Below are 14096 nucleotides of genomic sequence, written 5' to 3' on the forward strand. Positions count from 1 at the left end.
GCACCGGCCGTTGCGCCTTCAGCGATGCGCGCCGTCGCGCTCCCACGGCGGCTCGGCGAACTGCTCGCAGAGGAAGTCGACGAACGCACGCACGCGCAACGGCACGAGCCGCCGCTGCGGCATCACCGCGTGGATGCCCGACTCGGCGACGGTGTACGCGGGCAGCACTTGCCGCAGGCGGCCGCTGCGCAGGTCGTCGCAGACGTGCCAGGTCGAATGCAGGGCGATGCCGAGCCCGCCGACCGCGGCGTCGCGCAGTGCCTCGCCGAAGTTGCACTCGAAGCGGCCGCCGACGCGCACCGCGACCTCACGGCCGTTGTGGTCGTTCATGCGCCACACGTCCTGGCGGCCCTGGCTGCCGACGAGCACGAGGCATTCGTGCCGCTCGAGGTCGTCCGGCGCCTGCGGCGTGCCGTGGCGCGCGAGGTAGTCCGGCGACGCGCACAGCACGCGGCGGTTCGTCGCGATCTTGCGCGCGACGAGGTTGGAATCCTCGAGCGCGCCGATGCGCACGGCGAGGTCGTAGCCCGAACTCACGAGGTCCTTCATGAGGTCGCTGAGGTCGAGGTTGATGCGCACCTTCGGATAGCGCGCGAGGAACGTCGGCAACAGCGGCGACAGGTACTGGCGCCCGAACGACGCCGACGCGGTCATGCGCAAGGTGCCCGATGCCTCCGCACCGCCGCGGCGCAGCTCGCCGGTGAGCGCCTCGAGGTCGTCGACGAGCGCGCGCCCGCGCTCGGCGAGCGCGCTGCCTTCCGCGGTCGGATGCAGGCGCCGCGTGGTCCGGTGCAGCAGGCGCACGCCGAGCTGCTGCTCGAGCCGCTTGAGCCGCTGGCTCGCGAGCGCGACCGACAGGTCGAGGCTGCGTGCCGCGGCACTGATCGAGCCGAGATCGAGCACACGCAGGAACAGGGCGATGTCGTCGAGGCGATCCATTCTCAATACTTTGAAGAAAGTGCTTGTCGATATCAAAGGTTTTTCATCGAGCGAGGCGGGCCTACGCTGCACCACGTCGCATCCGAACCGAGCCTCCCGATGTCCGCCCTGCCCGCCACGCCGGCCGCCCGTCCCCGCCTTCCGCTCGCGCTGTACGCGCTCACCGCGGGCGCGTTCGGCATCGGCACGACCGAATTCGTGATCATGGGCCTGCTGCAGCAGGTCGCGACCGACCTGCACGTGACGATCGCGAGCGCCGGCCTGCTGATCTCCGGCTACGCGCTCGGCGTGTTCGTCGGCGCGCCGCTGCTGACCGTCGCGACCGCGCGCATGCCGCGCAAGCACGTGCTGCTCGCGCTCATGCTCGTGTTCACGCTCGGCAACCTCGCCTGCGCGCTCGCGCCGAGCTACGCGCTGCTGATGGGTGCGCGCATCGTCACCTCGCTCGCGCACGGTACGTTCTTCGGCGTCGGCGCCGTCGTCGCGACCGGCCTCGTCGCGCCCGAGCGGCGTGCGTCGGCGATCTCGGTGATGTTCATGGGGCTGACCGTCGCGACCCTGCTCGGCGTCCCCGCGGGCGCATGGCTCGGCCTCGAGCTCGGCTGGCGCTCGACATTCTGGGCGGTGACGGCGATCGGCGTCGTCGCGAGCGTGGTCGTGTTCGTGCTCGTGCCGCGCGACGCCTCGGCGCAGGCGCTCGACGTGCGCCGCGAATTCGCGGCCGTGCGCAGCGCGCCGGTGCTGCTCGCGCTACTCACGACCACGCTCGGTTTCGCCGGCGTGTTCACCGTCTACACCTACGTGCAGCCGGCGCTGATCGACGTCGCCGGCTTCTCCGCGCAAGCCGTCTCGCCGATCCTGCTGCTGTTCGGTGTCGGCATGATCGTCGGCAACGTGCTCGGCGGACGTTTCGCCGACCGCTCGCTGCGCAAGGCGCTGTTCGGCACGTTGGCTGCGCTCGCCGTCGTCCTGGTCGGATTCGGCCTGGCGATCCACTCGCCAGTCGCCGCGGCGATCGCGGTCGGCCTGCTCGGCACCGCCGCGTTCGCGATCGTCGCGCCCCTGCAGGCCTCGGTGCTGCACGCGGCGCGCGGCGGCGAATCGCTCGCCTCGAGCCTCAACATCGGCGCGTTCAACCTCGGCAACGCGTTCGGCGCGTGGCTCGGCGGCCTCGTCATCGACCACGGCGCCGGACTCGCGGCGCTCGGCCCGAGCGCCGCGGTCGTCACGCTCGCCGGCCTCGGCGTCGCCGCGCTGGCGCACCTGCGCGAACGACGCGCGCCCGCATCCGCGACGCCGCACGCGCAAGCCGCGCCGTGCAGCGCGCATTGATCCCTCGTCCACTTCGGAGGTTCGCATGGAATACCGTCATCTCGGCCGCTCCGGCTTCAAGGTCCCGGTGCTCAGTTTCGGCACCGGCACGTTCGGCGGCGAAGGCAAGCTGTTCGGCGCGTGGGGCAACACCGACGTCGCCGGCGCGAAGCGCCTCGTCGACGTCTGCCTCGACGCCGGACTCACGATGTTCGACAGCGCCGACGTCTATTCGAGCGGCGCGTCGGAATCGATCCTCGGCGCCGCGATCAAGGGGCGCCGCGACAAGGTGCTGATCTCGACCAAGGCGACGTTCCGCAGCGGCGACGGGCCGAACGACGTCGGCTCCTCGCGCTTCCACCTCGTGCGCGCGATCGACGCCGCGCTGCAGCGACTCGGCAGCGACTACATCGACCTGTTCCAGCTGCACGGCTTCGACGCGAAGACGCCGATCGAGGAAACCGTGTCGACGCTCGACGATCTCGTGCGGGCGGGCAAGATCCGCTACCTCGGCGTTTCCAACTTCTCCGGCTGGCATCTCATGAAATCGCTCGCGACCGCCGACCGCCACGGCTGGTCGCGCTACGTCGCCAACCAGACCTACTATTCGCTGATCGGTCGCGACTACGAGTGGGAGCTCATGCCGCTCGGCATCGACCAGGGCGTCGGCGCGATGGTGTGGAGCCCGCTCGGCTGGGGCCGCCTCACCGGCAAGATCCGCCGCGGCCGGCCGCTGCCGGAAAACAGCCGCCTGCACGGCAGCGCCGAGTTCGGGCCACCGGTCGACGACGAGCAGCTCTATCGCGTCGTCGATGCGCTCGACGAGATCGCCGCGGACACCGGCAGGACGATCCCGCAGATCGCGATCAACTGGCTGCTGCAGCGACCGACCGTGTCGAGCGTGATCATCGGCGCGCGCGACGAGGAGCAGTTGAAGCAGAACCTCGGCGCGGTCGGCTGGAACCTCACGCCCGAACAGGTCGCCCGGCTCGACGAAGCGAGCCGCAAGACGACCGCGTATCCGTACTACCCGTACTGGCACCAGGCCGGTTTCGCCGAGCGCAACCCGCCGCCGGTGTGAAGCGCTGTGCTCAGCGCGTTCGCCGCGCGCGGCGAACGCGCGGCGCCGACTTGCCTGCCGTGACGATCGCGTGCGCGCGCAGGCGCGGGTCGGCGCGCAGGCGTTCGTACAGGAAATCGGCGAGCGCCTTGATGCGTGCGACGTGGCGCAGGTCCGGATGGGTGAGCAGCCACAGCGGCGAGGCGAACGGTGGTTCCACCGCGAACAGCTGCACGAGCGATTCGTCGGCCTGGTCGGCGGGCAGCAACGCGATGCCGACGCCCGCAGCGGCGAGCGCAGCCATCGTGTTGAGATCGCCTGCGCGCGCGACGAAGTGCTCGTACGGATGGTGCGCATGCAGCCACGCGAACACGGGCAGGCGCACGAAGCGTGCGTCGGCGCCGATCAGCGCGTGCGCGGCGAGGTCGTCCATCGCGCGCGGGCGCCCCTGCGCGGCGAGATAGGCGCGACTCGCGCAGGCGAGCCACGGCAGGTCGACCACCTTGCGTCCGACGAGGTAGTCGGGCGGCTGCGCGGTCGCGCGCAACGCGAGGTCGGCCTCGCGGCGCGCGAGATCGAAATCGCCGTCGGCGGCGGCGATCTCGACGCGGATGTCCGGATGCAGCTCGCGGAACGCGGGCAGGTAGCGCGCGACGTACGCGCTCGCGAGGTTCGGCGCGGTCGTGATGCGCACGTCGCCGGAGAGGCGGAAGTCGCTGCCGGCGACCGCGCGCTCGAGGGCATGGATCGATCGTTCGACCTGCTCGGCATGCGCGCGGATCGTCTCGCCCTGCGCGGTGAGCACGTAGCCTTCGGGCAGGCGCTCGAACAGGCGCACGCCGAGCGCGTCCTCGAACGCCGCGAGGCGGCGGAACACGGTCGAATGATTCACCGACAGGCTGCGCGCAGCCGCGGCGAGGTTGCCACCGCGGGCGATCGCGAGCAGGTGGCGCAGGTCGTTCCAGTCGAACATGGCGGCACTCCGATGCGGCCGCCAGCATCGCACCGGTGTTTGCATAGTTGCAAATAAGAATTGCCTTTTTCGCTGATTTACGTGCGATAGAGCAATCCCTAGCTTGTGCGCACCGCCGGCCGCGCCGGCATTCGATGAAGGGATCGCGATGCATTCACCTGCCTTCGGCGCAGCGCTGCTGCGCCTCGCACTCGGCGTGCTGTTCCTCGCCCACGCGCTGCTCAAGCTCGTCGTCTTCACCCTGCCCGGCACGGTCGCCTGGTTCGAACAACACGGCCTGCCCGGACTGCTCGTCTACCCGGTCGTCGCGGTCGAGCTGTTCGGCGGGCTCGCGCTGCTCGCGGGCGTCGCCGTGCGCCCGGTCGCGATCGTGCTCGGTCTCGTCGCGCTCGGCGCGATCCTGCCGCACGCGGCGAACGGCTGGGAGTTCACGAACGCGGGCGGCGGCTGGGAATACCCGCTGTTCATCGCGGTCGTCGCGTTCGCGCAGGCGCTGCTCGGCGCCGGTGCCTGCACGGCGCAGCGCCTCCCGCACGCGCGGGCGGTGCCCTGATCCGCCGATTCGTCCGCCCCAATGTTCCCGTGTTTCCATTCCCGACCAGGAGTCATCCCCATGCGTCTGTACTACGGTCCCGGCCTGTGTTCGCAGGCCTCGCACATCGCCCTGCGTGAAGCCGGCCTCGCGTTCGAGCTCGTGAAGGTCGATCTCGTGGCCAAGCGCACCGAGGACGATCGCGACTTCCTCGCGATCAGCCCGGCCGGCTACGTGCCCGCGCTCGAGATCGAGCCCGGCGTCGTCCTCACCGAAGGCCCGGCGATCCTGCAATACGTCGCCGACCGCGCGCCGGCGAGCGCGCTCGCGCCCGCGAACGGCAGCGTCGAGCGCTATCGCCTGCAGTCGTGGCTCAACTTCGTCACGAGCGAGCTGCACAAGGTCTATTCGCCGCTGTTCAAACCGGAGACGCCGGCGGACTACAAGCAGCAGGCACTCGCGCTGCTCGGCAAGCGCCTCGCGATCGTCGAACGGGCGCTCGGCGATGCGCCGTTCCTGACCGGCAAGGCGTTCACGATCGCCGATGCGTACCTGTTCGTCGTCACCGGCTGGTCCGGCTTCGTCGGGCTCGATCTCGCGCCGTTCCCGAACCTCCTCGCGTTCCGCGCGCGCGTCGCCGCGCGGCCGATGGTCAAGGCGGCGCTCGCCGCCGAGGGGCTCGCGCGTTGACGCACGGCGCCGCGCGGGGATCCCGCGCGGCGCGCATTCTCCGCGGATCGTTGAGAATGATTCCGCGCGCACGCCCTTTTTCGCGCGTGCGCAGGCGCCTATCGTGGCGGCATCGAAACTGCAGCGAGAGTCCGCATGAAAGCCGTCGCCCTCACCCGCTACCTGCCGATCGACGACCCGCAGTCGCTCGTCGACGTCGAACTGCCTCGCCCCGAACCGCGCGGGCGCGACATCCTCGTGCGCGTCGAAGCGGTGTCGGTGAACCCGGTCGACACCAAGCTGCGCGCGCCGAAAGCGCAGGTCGAGCCGCAGCCGAAGGTACTCGGCTACGACGCCGCCGGCGTCGTCGAAGCCGTGGGCGACGCGGTCACGCATTGGCGCGTCGGCGACGCCGTGTACTACGCGGGCGACGTCACGCGCCCGGGCAGCAATGCGCAGTACCAGCTCGTCGACGAGCGCCTCGTCGCGCGCAAGCCGGCGACGCTCGACTTCGCCGCCGCAGCGGCGTTGCCGCTCACCGCGATCACCGCGTGGGAACTGCTGTTCCAGCGCATGCCGTTCGATGCCGACGACGGCGGCGCCGGCAAGTCGCTGCTCGTGATCGGCGGCGCCGGCGGCGTCGGCTCGATCGCGATCCAGCTCGCGCGACGCGCCGGCTTCATCGTCATCGCGACCGCATCGCGGCCGGAAACGATCGCGTGGTGCCTGCGCCTCGGCGCGCACCATGTGGTCGACCATCGCCAGCCGCTCGCGCCGCAGCTCGCCGCGCTCGGCTTCGAGGCCGTCGATGCCGCGCTCAACCTCGCCGACACCGACCGCTACTGGGACGAGCTCGGCACGCTGCTCGCGCCGCAGGGCCACGTCGGCCTCATCGTCGAGCCGAAAGGGGCGCTGCGGATCGGCGATCCGTACAAGGCGAAATGCATCGGCATTCACTGGGAGATGATGTTCGCGCGGCCGCGCTTCCGTACCGCGGACATGGCCGAGCAGGGCCGCATCCTCGAACGCGTCGCCACGCTCGTCGATGCGGGCGAACTCGCCGGCACGCTCGGCGCGACGCTCGCGCCGATCGACGCGGCGAACCTGCGCGAGGCACACCGCCGGCTCGAGTCCGGCGCGACGATCGGCAAGCTCGTGCTGACCGGCTGGTGACGCGCGTCGCGATGCGGGCTCGCGCGAAGGCGCGCGGTCGCCGACAATCGCGCGATGCCCGCCTCGCTCGACCAGATGCTCGCGCTCGGTGCGTTCGACGGTGATTCCGTCGCCGCACTGCGCACGCTGCACGACCATTTCGCGGCCACATTGCCCGGTTGCTCGCTCGCGCTGCTGCAGGTGGAAGGCTACGCAGCCGGCGAGTGCCGCCTCGCCGGGTTCGTCGACGGCAGCGGCATCGAACGCGTCGCCAACACCGATCCGCTCGGCCAGCACGATCGCACGCCGCCGTTCGCCGACGCGCTCGCCGGCACCCTGCTCGCCCAGCGTGCGCCTCGCCTCGTGCACCTCGACGCGACGCTCGCCGCCGCCCCGCTCGCGCGCGCGCTGGGGACGCCCGCGGCGCTGCTCGGCGTTCCGGTCGCGAACGCGGGCATCGTGCGCCACTGGCTCGCGTTCGGCAGCCGCGAGGCGGAACGTTTCGATGCGCTCGACCTCGCGGCCTGGCTCGCCGAGGTGAATCTCGCCGCGAACCTCGTCGTGCGCCCGCTCGCGACGCGCGCGTTGCGTGACGAGACCGTGCGCCAGCGCAAGGCGATCGAAGGCATCGCCGACGTGCAGCGCCTGCTGCTTCCCGACGATCCGACGATCCGCGGCCTCGAATACGCCGCGCATTGGCAACCGGCCGAGACCGCCGCGGGCGACTACTACGACCTCATGCCGCTCACCCAGTATGCGCCGCCGGACTTCGTCGACCCCGGCGCCGACATCTGGGCGCTCATGCTCGCCGACGTGTCCGGCCACGGCGCGGCGGCGGCGATGGAAGCGGTGCAGTTCGACGCGATCCTGCGCACCTACCAGGGCGACGAGGACGCCGGCCCCGCGGGCGCGCTCACCTACGCGAACCGCCATTTCTTCTCGCGCCGCAGCCGCGGCCACTTCCTCACCGCGTTCGCCCTGCTCTACCGCCCCGACCTGCGCCGCGCGACGTTCGTCGACGCCGGCCATCCGCCGCTGCTGCAGCGGCGCGGCGATCGCGTGCTGCGCCACGGCGCCGGCACGCAGATCCCGCTCGGCGTGCTGCGCGACCACGCCTGGCGGAACGAAAGCTTCGACGTCGAACCCGGCGACGTGCTCGTGCTCTACACCGACGGCGTGGTCGAGGCGCGCGATGCGGCCCGCGAGCCGTTCGGCGAGCAGCGCCTCGCCGAACTCGTGCGTACGGGCCCCGCGCAACCGGCGGCACTGCTCGCGCTGCTGCGCGAACAGCTCGTCGCGCACCAGGGCAGCAACGCCGGCAGCGACGACCAGACCCTCGTCGTGCTGCGCATCGCGCACTGACCGCTGGTTGCCCGCGACCGACCTGCGCCATCCCGGCCGGACGCTTGTCGGCGGCGCGCATTCCGGGCATCTTCATACGATCGTTTGAATCCGCCAGGCCGCCCGTGCGCTACCCATCGCTGTTCGCTCCGCTCGATCTCGGTTTCACGACCCTGCCGAACCGCGTGCTCATGGGTTCGATGCACACCGGCCTCGAGGATCGCGCGCGCGACTTCGGCAAGCTCGCCGCATATTTCGCCGAGCGCGCACGCGGCGGCGTCGGGCTCATGGTCACCGGCGGATTCGCGCCGAGCATCGCCGGCTGGCTCACGCCGTTCGCGAGCCGCCTGTCGATGCCGTGGCAGGTTGCGCCGCATCGACGGATCACCCGCGCCGTGCACGCCGAAGGCGGCCGCATCTGCCTGCAGATCCTGCACGCGGGCCGCTACGCCTATCATCCGCTGTCGGTCGCGCCGTCGCGGATCAAGTCGCCGATCACCCCGTTCACCCCGCGCGCGCTGTCCGCGCGCGGGGTCGAGCGCACGATCGCCGACTTCGTCAACTGCGCGCGCAAGGCGCAGGACGCGGGCTACGACGGCGTCGAGGTGATGGGCTCCGAGGGTTACCTCATCAACCAGTTCCTGACCGAGCGCACGAACCGGCGCGAGGACGAGTGGGGCGGCAGCGTCGACAAGCGCCAGCGCTTCCCGGTCGAGATCGTGCGACGCATGCGCGCGGCGGTCGGGCGCGAATTCATCATCATCTATCGCCTGTCGATGCTCGACCTGGTCGAGCGCGGCCAGTCGTGGGACGAGATCGTCGCGCTCGCGAAGAAGATCGAGGGCGCGGGCGCGACGCTCATCAATACCGGTATCGGCTGGCACGAGGCGCGCGTGCCGACGATCGTGACGAGCGTGCCGCGCGCGGGCTTCGCCTGGGTCACGCGGCGCATGAAGGCGGAGGTGAAGATCCCGCTGATCACCACCAACCGCATCAACATGCCCGACGTCGCCGAGCGCATCCTGGGCGAGGGCGACGCCGACATGGTGTCGATGGCGCGACCGCTGCTCGCCGATCCCGACTGGGTACGCAAGGCGCGCGAGGATCGCGGCGCCGACATCAACACCTGCATCGCCTGCAACCAGGCCTGCCTCGACCACGTGTTCGAGAGGAAGCTCGCGAGTTGCCTCGTCAACCCGCGCGCCTGCCACGAGACCGAACTCGTGATCGCGCCCGCGGCAGCGAAGAAGCGCATCGCCGTGGTCGGCGCGGGCCCGGCCGGCCTCGCCTGCGCGAGCACGCTCGCCGAGCGCGGCCATGCGGTCGCGCTGTTCGAACAGTCCGCCGAGATCGGCGGCCAGTTCAACATGGCCAAGCGCGTGCCGGGCAAGGAGGAATTCCACGAGACGCTGCGCTACTTCGCGCGCCGCCTCGAACGCAGCGGCGTCGACCTGCGCCTCCGCACGCGCGCGACGCCGGAGCTGCTGCGCGGGTTCGACGACATCGTGTTCGCGACCGGCGTGACGCCACGCGCGATCGCGATCCCCGGCAGCGACCGGCCGAACGTCGTGAGCTACCTCGACGTGCTGTTGCACGGTGCGCCGGTCGGCGCGCGCGTCGCGATCATCGGCGCGGGCGGCATCGGTTTCGACGTCGCCGAGTTCCTCGTCGAACCGGCGCCGTCGCCGACCACCGACGTCGCGCGCTGGACGCACGAATGGGGCGTCGACATGACGCTCGCCGCGCGCGGGGGGCTCGCCAAGCCGGCACCGGAAGTACCTGCGCGCCAGGTCTGGCTGCTGCAGCGCTCGCCCGGCAAGCCGGGCAGGCGCCTCAACAAGACCACGGGCTGGGTGCACCGCGCGACGCTCGCCGCCAAGCGCGTGACGATGCTCGGCGGCGTCGCCTACGAACGCGTCGACGACGACGGCCTGCACATCCGCATCGGTGACGAGGCACAGGTGCTCGCGGTCGACACCGTCGTCGTCTGCGCGGGCCAGGAGCCGAACCGCGCGCTGCACGCCGAATTGGCCGGCGATGCCGCGCGCGTGCACCTCATCGGCGGCGCCGATGTCGCGGCCGAGCTCGATGCGAAGCGCGCGATCGACCAGGGCACGCGGCTCGCCGCACGCCTGTGACCGCGCGCTCGCACGCGCGCGTCAGCCGCAATGCGGCGGATGCCCGTTCGGCGTGTAGATCCAGCACGAGGTCGCCGTGCGCAGCGACGACGCCGCGCTGTAATTGGCGAGCACCCCGCCCTGCACGTCCGCATTGACGAAGTTCGTCGCTGCGAAGGCGATCAACGGAAGTCCGGCGAACGCCTGGCCTCCGCTGGACGGCCGCATGAACCGCAGCGCCGGCAGGGGATCGTCGGTCCCGGTCGGAAACAGCAGCGCCAGGTCGGGCGCAAGGAACATCCGCCCCGACGCGCTGAACGCCGCCGGCGACGCACCCGCTCCGTCGAACTGCATCGTCCGTGCACTGTCGAGCATGGCGCCTGCGCCCGCGCCGAGGTCGAGCACCTCGACGCTCGTGCCAGGTGACAGCAGGCGATTGGCGCAGAGGTCGACACCGCAGTTGATGAGCGGCGAGGCCCCGTCGGGCGCGTAGCTCGTGTACGGCAACCGCTCGCTCACCACGCCGCGGCGGTTGCCCGCGAACAGGTTCGAGAACGGTGCGATCGCCGCGCTACCGGCGAGCGCGGGGTCGGTGTAGAAGCGGCGCGTCGGGTAGCTGAAGACGAACGAGGTGGTCGCGCCCAAGGCCGGATCCGCCGTGTATTCGCCGTCCGCCTGGCCGACGGTCAGGACCGCAGTCACGGCATCGATCGCGTGCGCTGCCGGATACGTGGCTCGGACCATCGCGCCATCGGCGACGACATCGGCGTCGGCGCTGCCGTCCGAAGGATCGTCGAGCGCACTGGAAAGATCCGGCTGCGCGGTCCCCGACGGCGTGTGCATGACGACGCTCGCGGTCGTGCCGCGCGGACGATCGGCCGGATCGGCGCGGAAATCCTCGAGCGCCGTCGCCGCGTAGCTGAATACCGTGCCGCGCGCGACGTTGACGACGTACGCGGTGCCGTACAGACCGCCCGTCGGATTGGTGAGATCGGCGGCGGGATGCTGGTTCCAGAGGGCCGGCGTCACGTCGCTGCCGTCCGTGACGAGGTTGGCGAAGCCCGGCGGAACCCACGCGTTGTAGAGCGCGTTGCAGGCGCCTGCGGAGCCCGTCGCCGCCCGTCGTGTCGCGGCGTCCACGCCCGACGTCGCGACGAGCACGCCCATCTCGATCGCCTCGATCGAGCCTTCGCCCGCGCGCACCGCGAGCGGATCATCGCTGGCGTCGGCATGGGCGCCGGTCCACGCCGCGTCGCTGAAGGCGAGCGAGCCGGTCCCGATCGACAATGCGGAGCCGGAGTACGTGCTGATCTCCGGCAACGTGCAGGTGTCGTCGCTGGAGACGATGCCCGGCGTACCATCCGCCAGCCGGGTGATCGCGGCCGTCCACGTGTCGAACGGCGCGAGGTAGACGTTGATCGATGCGGCGTCGCGGCCGTTCTCGCCTTCGGCGACGCGCACCCGCACGGCCTTGGCGGAACCGGTCGTGTTGGCGAGCGACACCAGCGTGTCGTTGCCGCCATTGACGGTGTAGTACGGGTACAAAAGGACTTGTCCCATCCCGCGCGGATTCAGCGTCACGGCATGAGCGGACAGGGCGCCGAGCAACGCGCCGGCGAACACGACCGAAGTCGCTCCGGTTCTGAATCGCATGATCGATCTCCTTTCAATTCGGATTGGTGGAGCATGCGCGAGCATGCGCGGGTCATGTCCCCGACCATCGGGACGGAGCCGGACCGCGCACCGTCGCATGCGCCGAACGCGACCTTCGTCCATCACGGTGTGACAGAATCCCGCCGATGCCGCCGTGGAGGATGTCCGTGGACGCACGCCCAATCCCGCCGGTCGCGCGCCGTGGCCTCGCATTCGCCCTCGGGGCGTGTGTCGCCGCTCTCGTGCACGCGCGCGAGCCCGCCACAGCCGCGCCTTACTTCCATATCGACCCCGTGCGCCCGGTCGCCGAGCTGTTGCCGATCGCGCTGGCGGCGACACCGCCGGTCGAGCACGGCGACTTCCGCGCGAGCGACCTCGTCGAGCTGACCACGCTCGATCCGGGCATCCGGCTCGACATCCGCTACGCGACGTCGCGCAACTTCCTCGGCACGCCGCTGTACAGCGAGGCACGCGCGTTCCTGCAGCGCCCCGCAGCCGACGCGCTCGTGCGCGTGCAGCGCGCGCTCGCGCGCGACGGCTACGGCCTGCTCGTGCACGACGCCTACCGGCCGTGGTACGTGACGCGCCTGTTCTGGGACGCGACACCGGTCGACAAGCACGCGTTCGTCGCCGATCCGGCCACCGGCTCGCGCCACAACCGCGGCTGCGCGGTCGACCTCACGCTGTACGCCCTCGCCGACGGCGACGCGGTCGACATGCCGAGCCTCTACGACGAGATGTCCGAACGCGCCTATCCCGGTTACGCCGGCGGCACGGCCGAACAGCGCGCGCGTCGCGACCTGCTGCGGCGGCGCATGGAAGCGGAGGGTTTCAGCGTCTATGCGACCGAGTGGTGGCACTTCGACTATCGCGGCTGGCCCGCCTACGCGATCCAGAACGTGCGCTTCGAGGACATCGCGACGAAACCGTGATGTTGCCCGCGACGAAACTCAGCGTTCGCCGCGGCGACGCAATCGCGGCTTGATTCGACGGCGCCGGCTCGCCAGCATGCATTGATCACACGATGGAGGCTCGCATGAAACTCTACTACTCGACCGGCGCCTGCTCGCTCGCCGACCACATCGTCCTCGAATGGATCGGCAAACCGTACACGACGCAGCGCGTGAGCCGCGAGGAACGCGCGAGCGCCGAGTACAAGCAGAAGATCAATCCGGCCGGTGCGGTGCCCGTGCTCGAGCAGGATGGCTGGTTGCTGACGCAGAACGCGGCGATCCTCAACTTCCTCGCCGATAGCTTCCCGCAAGCCAAGCTCGGCGGCGACGGCACGCCGAAGGGGCGCGCCGAGGTGAACCGCTGGCTCGCGTTCGTCAATTCCGACGTCCATCCCGCGTTCAAGCCGCTGTTCGGGTCGACCGCCTACCTCGACGACGCAGTCGCGATCGAGAAGACCAAGGACACGGCGCGCAAGAGCCTGCGCGCGCTGTTCGAGCGCGCCGACGCGCAGCTCGCCGGACGCGACTGGATCGCGGGACAGCGCTCGATCGCCGACCCGTACCTGTTCGTGACCTTGCGCTGGGCGAAGGGCCAGAACGTCGACCTCGCCGGCCTCGACAACCTTGCGACGTTCTTCGCACGGATGGAGGCGGACGCGGCGGTGCAGAAGGTGTTGGCGGACGAGGCCGCCTGAGTCCCGGGGCACTTCGAGGCGTCCGTTGGCGCGGTGAAGCATGTCGCGACCGACGACGTGATCGCGCCGCAGCGTCCCGCCCCTACGGCGCCACGCCGATGCGTCAGGCGCCGGCAGGACTCGCGGCGGCCCATGTCGCGTTCATGCGCGGTGTCGCGCCGCTGCGTCCGCCCTACGCGACGGCCGAGCGCGCGATGCGTTCCCACTCGCGCGCGAACTCCGGGTTGCGCGCCTTGGCGATCGCCGCCGTGACGTCGGGCAGCAGCGCGATCAGTTCGTCGGCGTCGCTGCAACGCTCGATGCGCAACTGCATCATGAAACCCCGCAGGCCGAGGTTTTCACGTACCGCCTCCGACATCAGGCCGCTCAGCGCGATGTAGCGTTGCGCGGCCTGCGACGGGCCCGCAGCGGCCGGCTCGGGCGTCGCGGCGGCGGAGCCGAGTGGCGCGATCAGGCCGAGCGTGGCGAGCTGGTCGATCGCGTCGGCGGGAGCGCGCAGGGTCTCGCCGAAGCGGCGCAGCTGCGCCGTCTCGCGCCGCCCGTCGACGAGCAGCAGCAACGAGCGCATCGGTGGCGCAAGGCGGTGCTGGCGCGTGCCGATCTCGGCGCGCCCGGCATCGGTTTTGGCGTAGACGGTGTCGGCGACCTGCATGCTCTCCCCAGGTAGCGGCGATCGCCTTCAGTATCGCCGCGCGCCGCGA

13 protein-coding genes are annotated in these 14096 nt (G+C 71.0%); 9 read left to right on the forward strand and 4 right to left on the reverse strand.

The genetic code is table 11. From position 1 onward, the window contains the following. Nucleotides 1-18: 18 nt before the first annotated feature. Nucleotides 19-939, reverse strand: coding sequence for a LysR family transcriptional regulator (locus FHW12_RS11390; protein ID WP_182531152.1), 921 nt, complete (start codon nucleotides 937-939; stop codon nucleotides 19-21). 99 nt (nucleotides 940-1038) lie between these two features. On the opposite strand from FHW12_RS11390, the gene FHW12_RS11395 reads away from it, so the two are divergent. Both FHW12_RS11395 and FHW12_RS11400 read left to right on the forward strand, forming a co-directional pair. After that, nucleotides 1039-2271 carry an MFS transporter gene (locus FHW12_RS11395; protein WP_182531153.1) on the forward strand — a complete coding sequence of 411 codons (1233 nt, stop codon included), beginning with the start codon at nucleotides 1039-1041 and terminating at the stop codon, nucleotides 2269-2271. Nucleotides 2272-2296: 25 nt separating this feature from the next. Further along, nucleotides 2297-3331: an aldo/keto reductase gene (locus FHW12_RS11400; protein WP_182531154.1), complete on the forward strand. Its 1035-nt coding sequence runs from the start codon at nucleotides 2297-2299 to the stop codon at nucleotides 3329-3331. A 10-nt stretch (nucleotides 3332-3341) separates the two neighbouring features. Here FHW12_RS11400 and FHW12_RS11405 read toward each other — a convergent pair whose 3' ends face one another. After that, complete coding sequence (locus FHW12_RS11405; RefSeq protein ID WP_182531155.1) at nucleotides 3342-4283, reverse strand: LysR family transcriptional regulator; 942 nt, start codon at nucleotides 4281-4283, stop codon at nucleotides 3342-3344. Nucleotides 4284-4431: 148 nt separating this feature from the next. Between FHW12_RS11405 and FHW12_RS11410 the strand changes: the two genes are divergently transcribed. The 5 genes from FHW12_RS11410 (at nucleotide 4432) to FHW12_RS11430 (ending at nucleotide 10115) form a co-directional block, all read left to right on the forward strand. Beyond that, on the forward strand, nucleotides 4432-4836 hold the full coding sequence (locus tag FHW12_RS11410; RefSeq protein ID WP_182531156.1) for a DoxX family protein: 405 nt from the start codon (nucleotides 4432-4434) through the stop codon (nucleotides 4834-4836). 60 nt (nucleotides 4837-4896) lie between these two features. After that, a complete protein-coding gene (gstA, locus tag FHW12_RS11415) occupies nucleotides 4897-5505 on the forward strand; it encodes a glutathione transferase GstA (protein WP_182531157.1) in 609 nt (202 codons plus the stop codon). A gap of 135 nt (nucleotides 5506-5640) precedes the next feature. After that, complete coding sequence (locus FHW12_RS11420; RefSeq protein WP_182531158.1) at nucleotides 5641-6657, forward strand: zinc-binding alcohol dehydrogenase family protein; 1017 nt, start codon at nucleotides 5641-5643, stop codon at nucleotides 6655-6657. Between the two features lie 54 nt (nucleotides 6658-6711). After that, entirely contained in the window at nucleotides 6712-7998 is a 1287-nt protein-coding gene (locus FHW12_RS11425) for a PP2C family protein-serine/threonine phosphatase (RefSeq protein ID WP_182531159.1), read from the forward strand. Between the two features lie 104 nt (nucleotides 7999-8102). Beyond that, nucleotides 8103-10115 (forward strand): NADPH-dependent 2,4-dienoyl-CoA reductase, encoded by a 2013-nt coding sequence (locus FHW12_RS11430; RefSeq protein WP_182531160.1) that lies wholly within the window; start codon nucleotides 8103-8105, stop codon nucleotides 10113-10115. A gap of 21 nt (nucleotides 10116-10136) precedes the next feature. On the opposite strand, the gene FHW12_RS11435 is transcribed toward FHW12_RS11430, so the two are convergent. Then, a complete protein-coding gene (locus FHW12_RS11435) occupies nucleotides 10137-11747 on the reverse strand; it encodes a hypothetical protein (RefSeq protein WP_182531161.1) in 1611 nt (536 codons plus the stop codon). Nucleotides 11748-11914: 167 nt separating this feature from the next. On the opposite strand from FHW12_RS11435, the gene FHW12_RS11440 reads away from it, so the two are divergent. After that, nucleotides 11915-12679, forward strand: coding sequence for a M15 family metallopeptidase (locus FHW12_RS11440; RefSeq protein WP_310735216.1), 765 nt, complete (start codon nucleotides 11915-11917; stop codon nucleotides 12677-12679). 104 nt (nucleotides 12680-12783) lie between these two features. Then, entirely contained in the window at nucleotides 12784-13395 is a 612-nt protein-coding gene (locus tag FHW12_RS11445; protein ID WP_182531163.1) for a glutathione S-transferase family protein, read from the forward strand. Nucleotides 13396-13567: 172 nt separating this feature from the next. Here the strand turns inward: FHW12_RS11445 and FHW12_RS11450 are convergent, their stop codons facing one another. Further along, the gene (locus tag FHW12_RS11450; RefSeq protein ID WP_182531164.1) at nucleotides 13568-14047 is read right to left on the reverse strand and encodes a hypothetical protein; all 480 of its coding nucleotides are present in this window, start codon (nucleotides 14045-14047) and stop codon (nucleotides 13568-13570) included. Nucleotides 14048-14096: the final 49 nt, after the last annotated feature.

It is taken from the genome of Dokdonella fugitiva (assembly GCF_014138265.1).
GTDB lineage: Bacteria > Pseudomonadota > Gammaproteobacteria > Xanthomonadales > Rhodanobacteraceae > Dokdonella_A > Dokdonella_A fugitiva_A.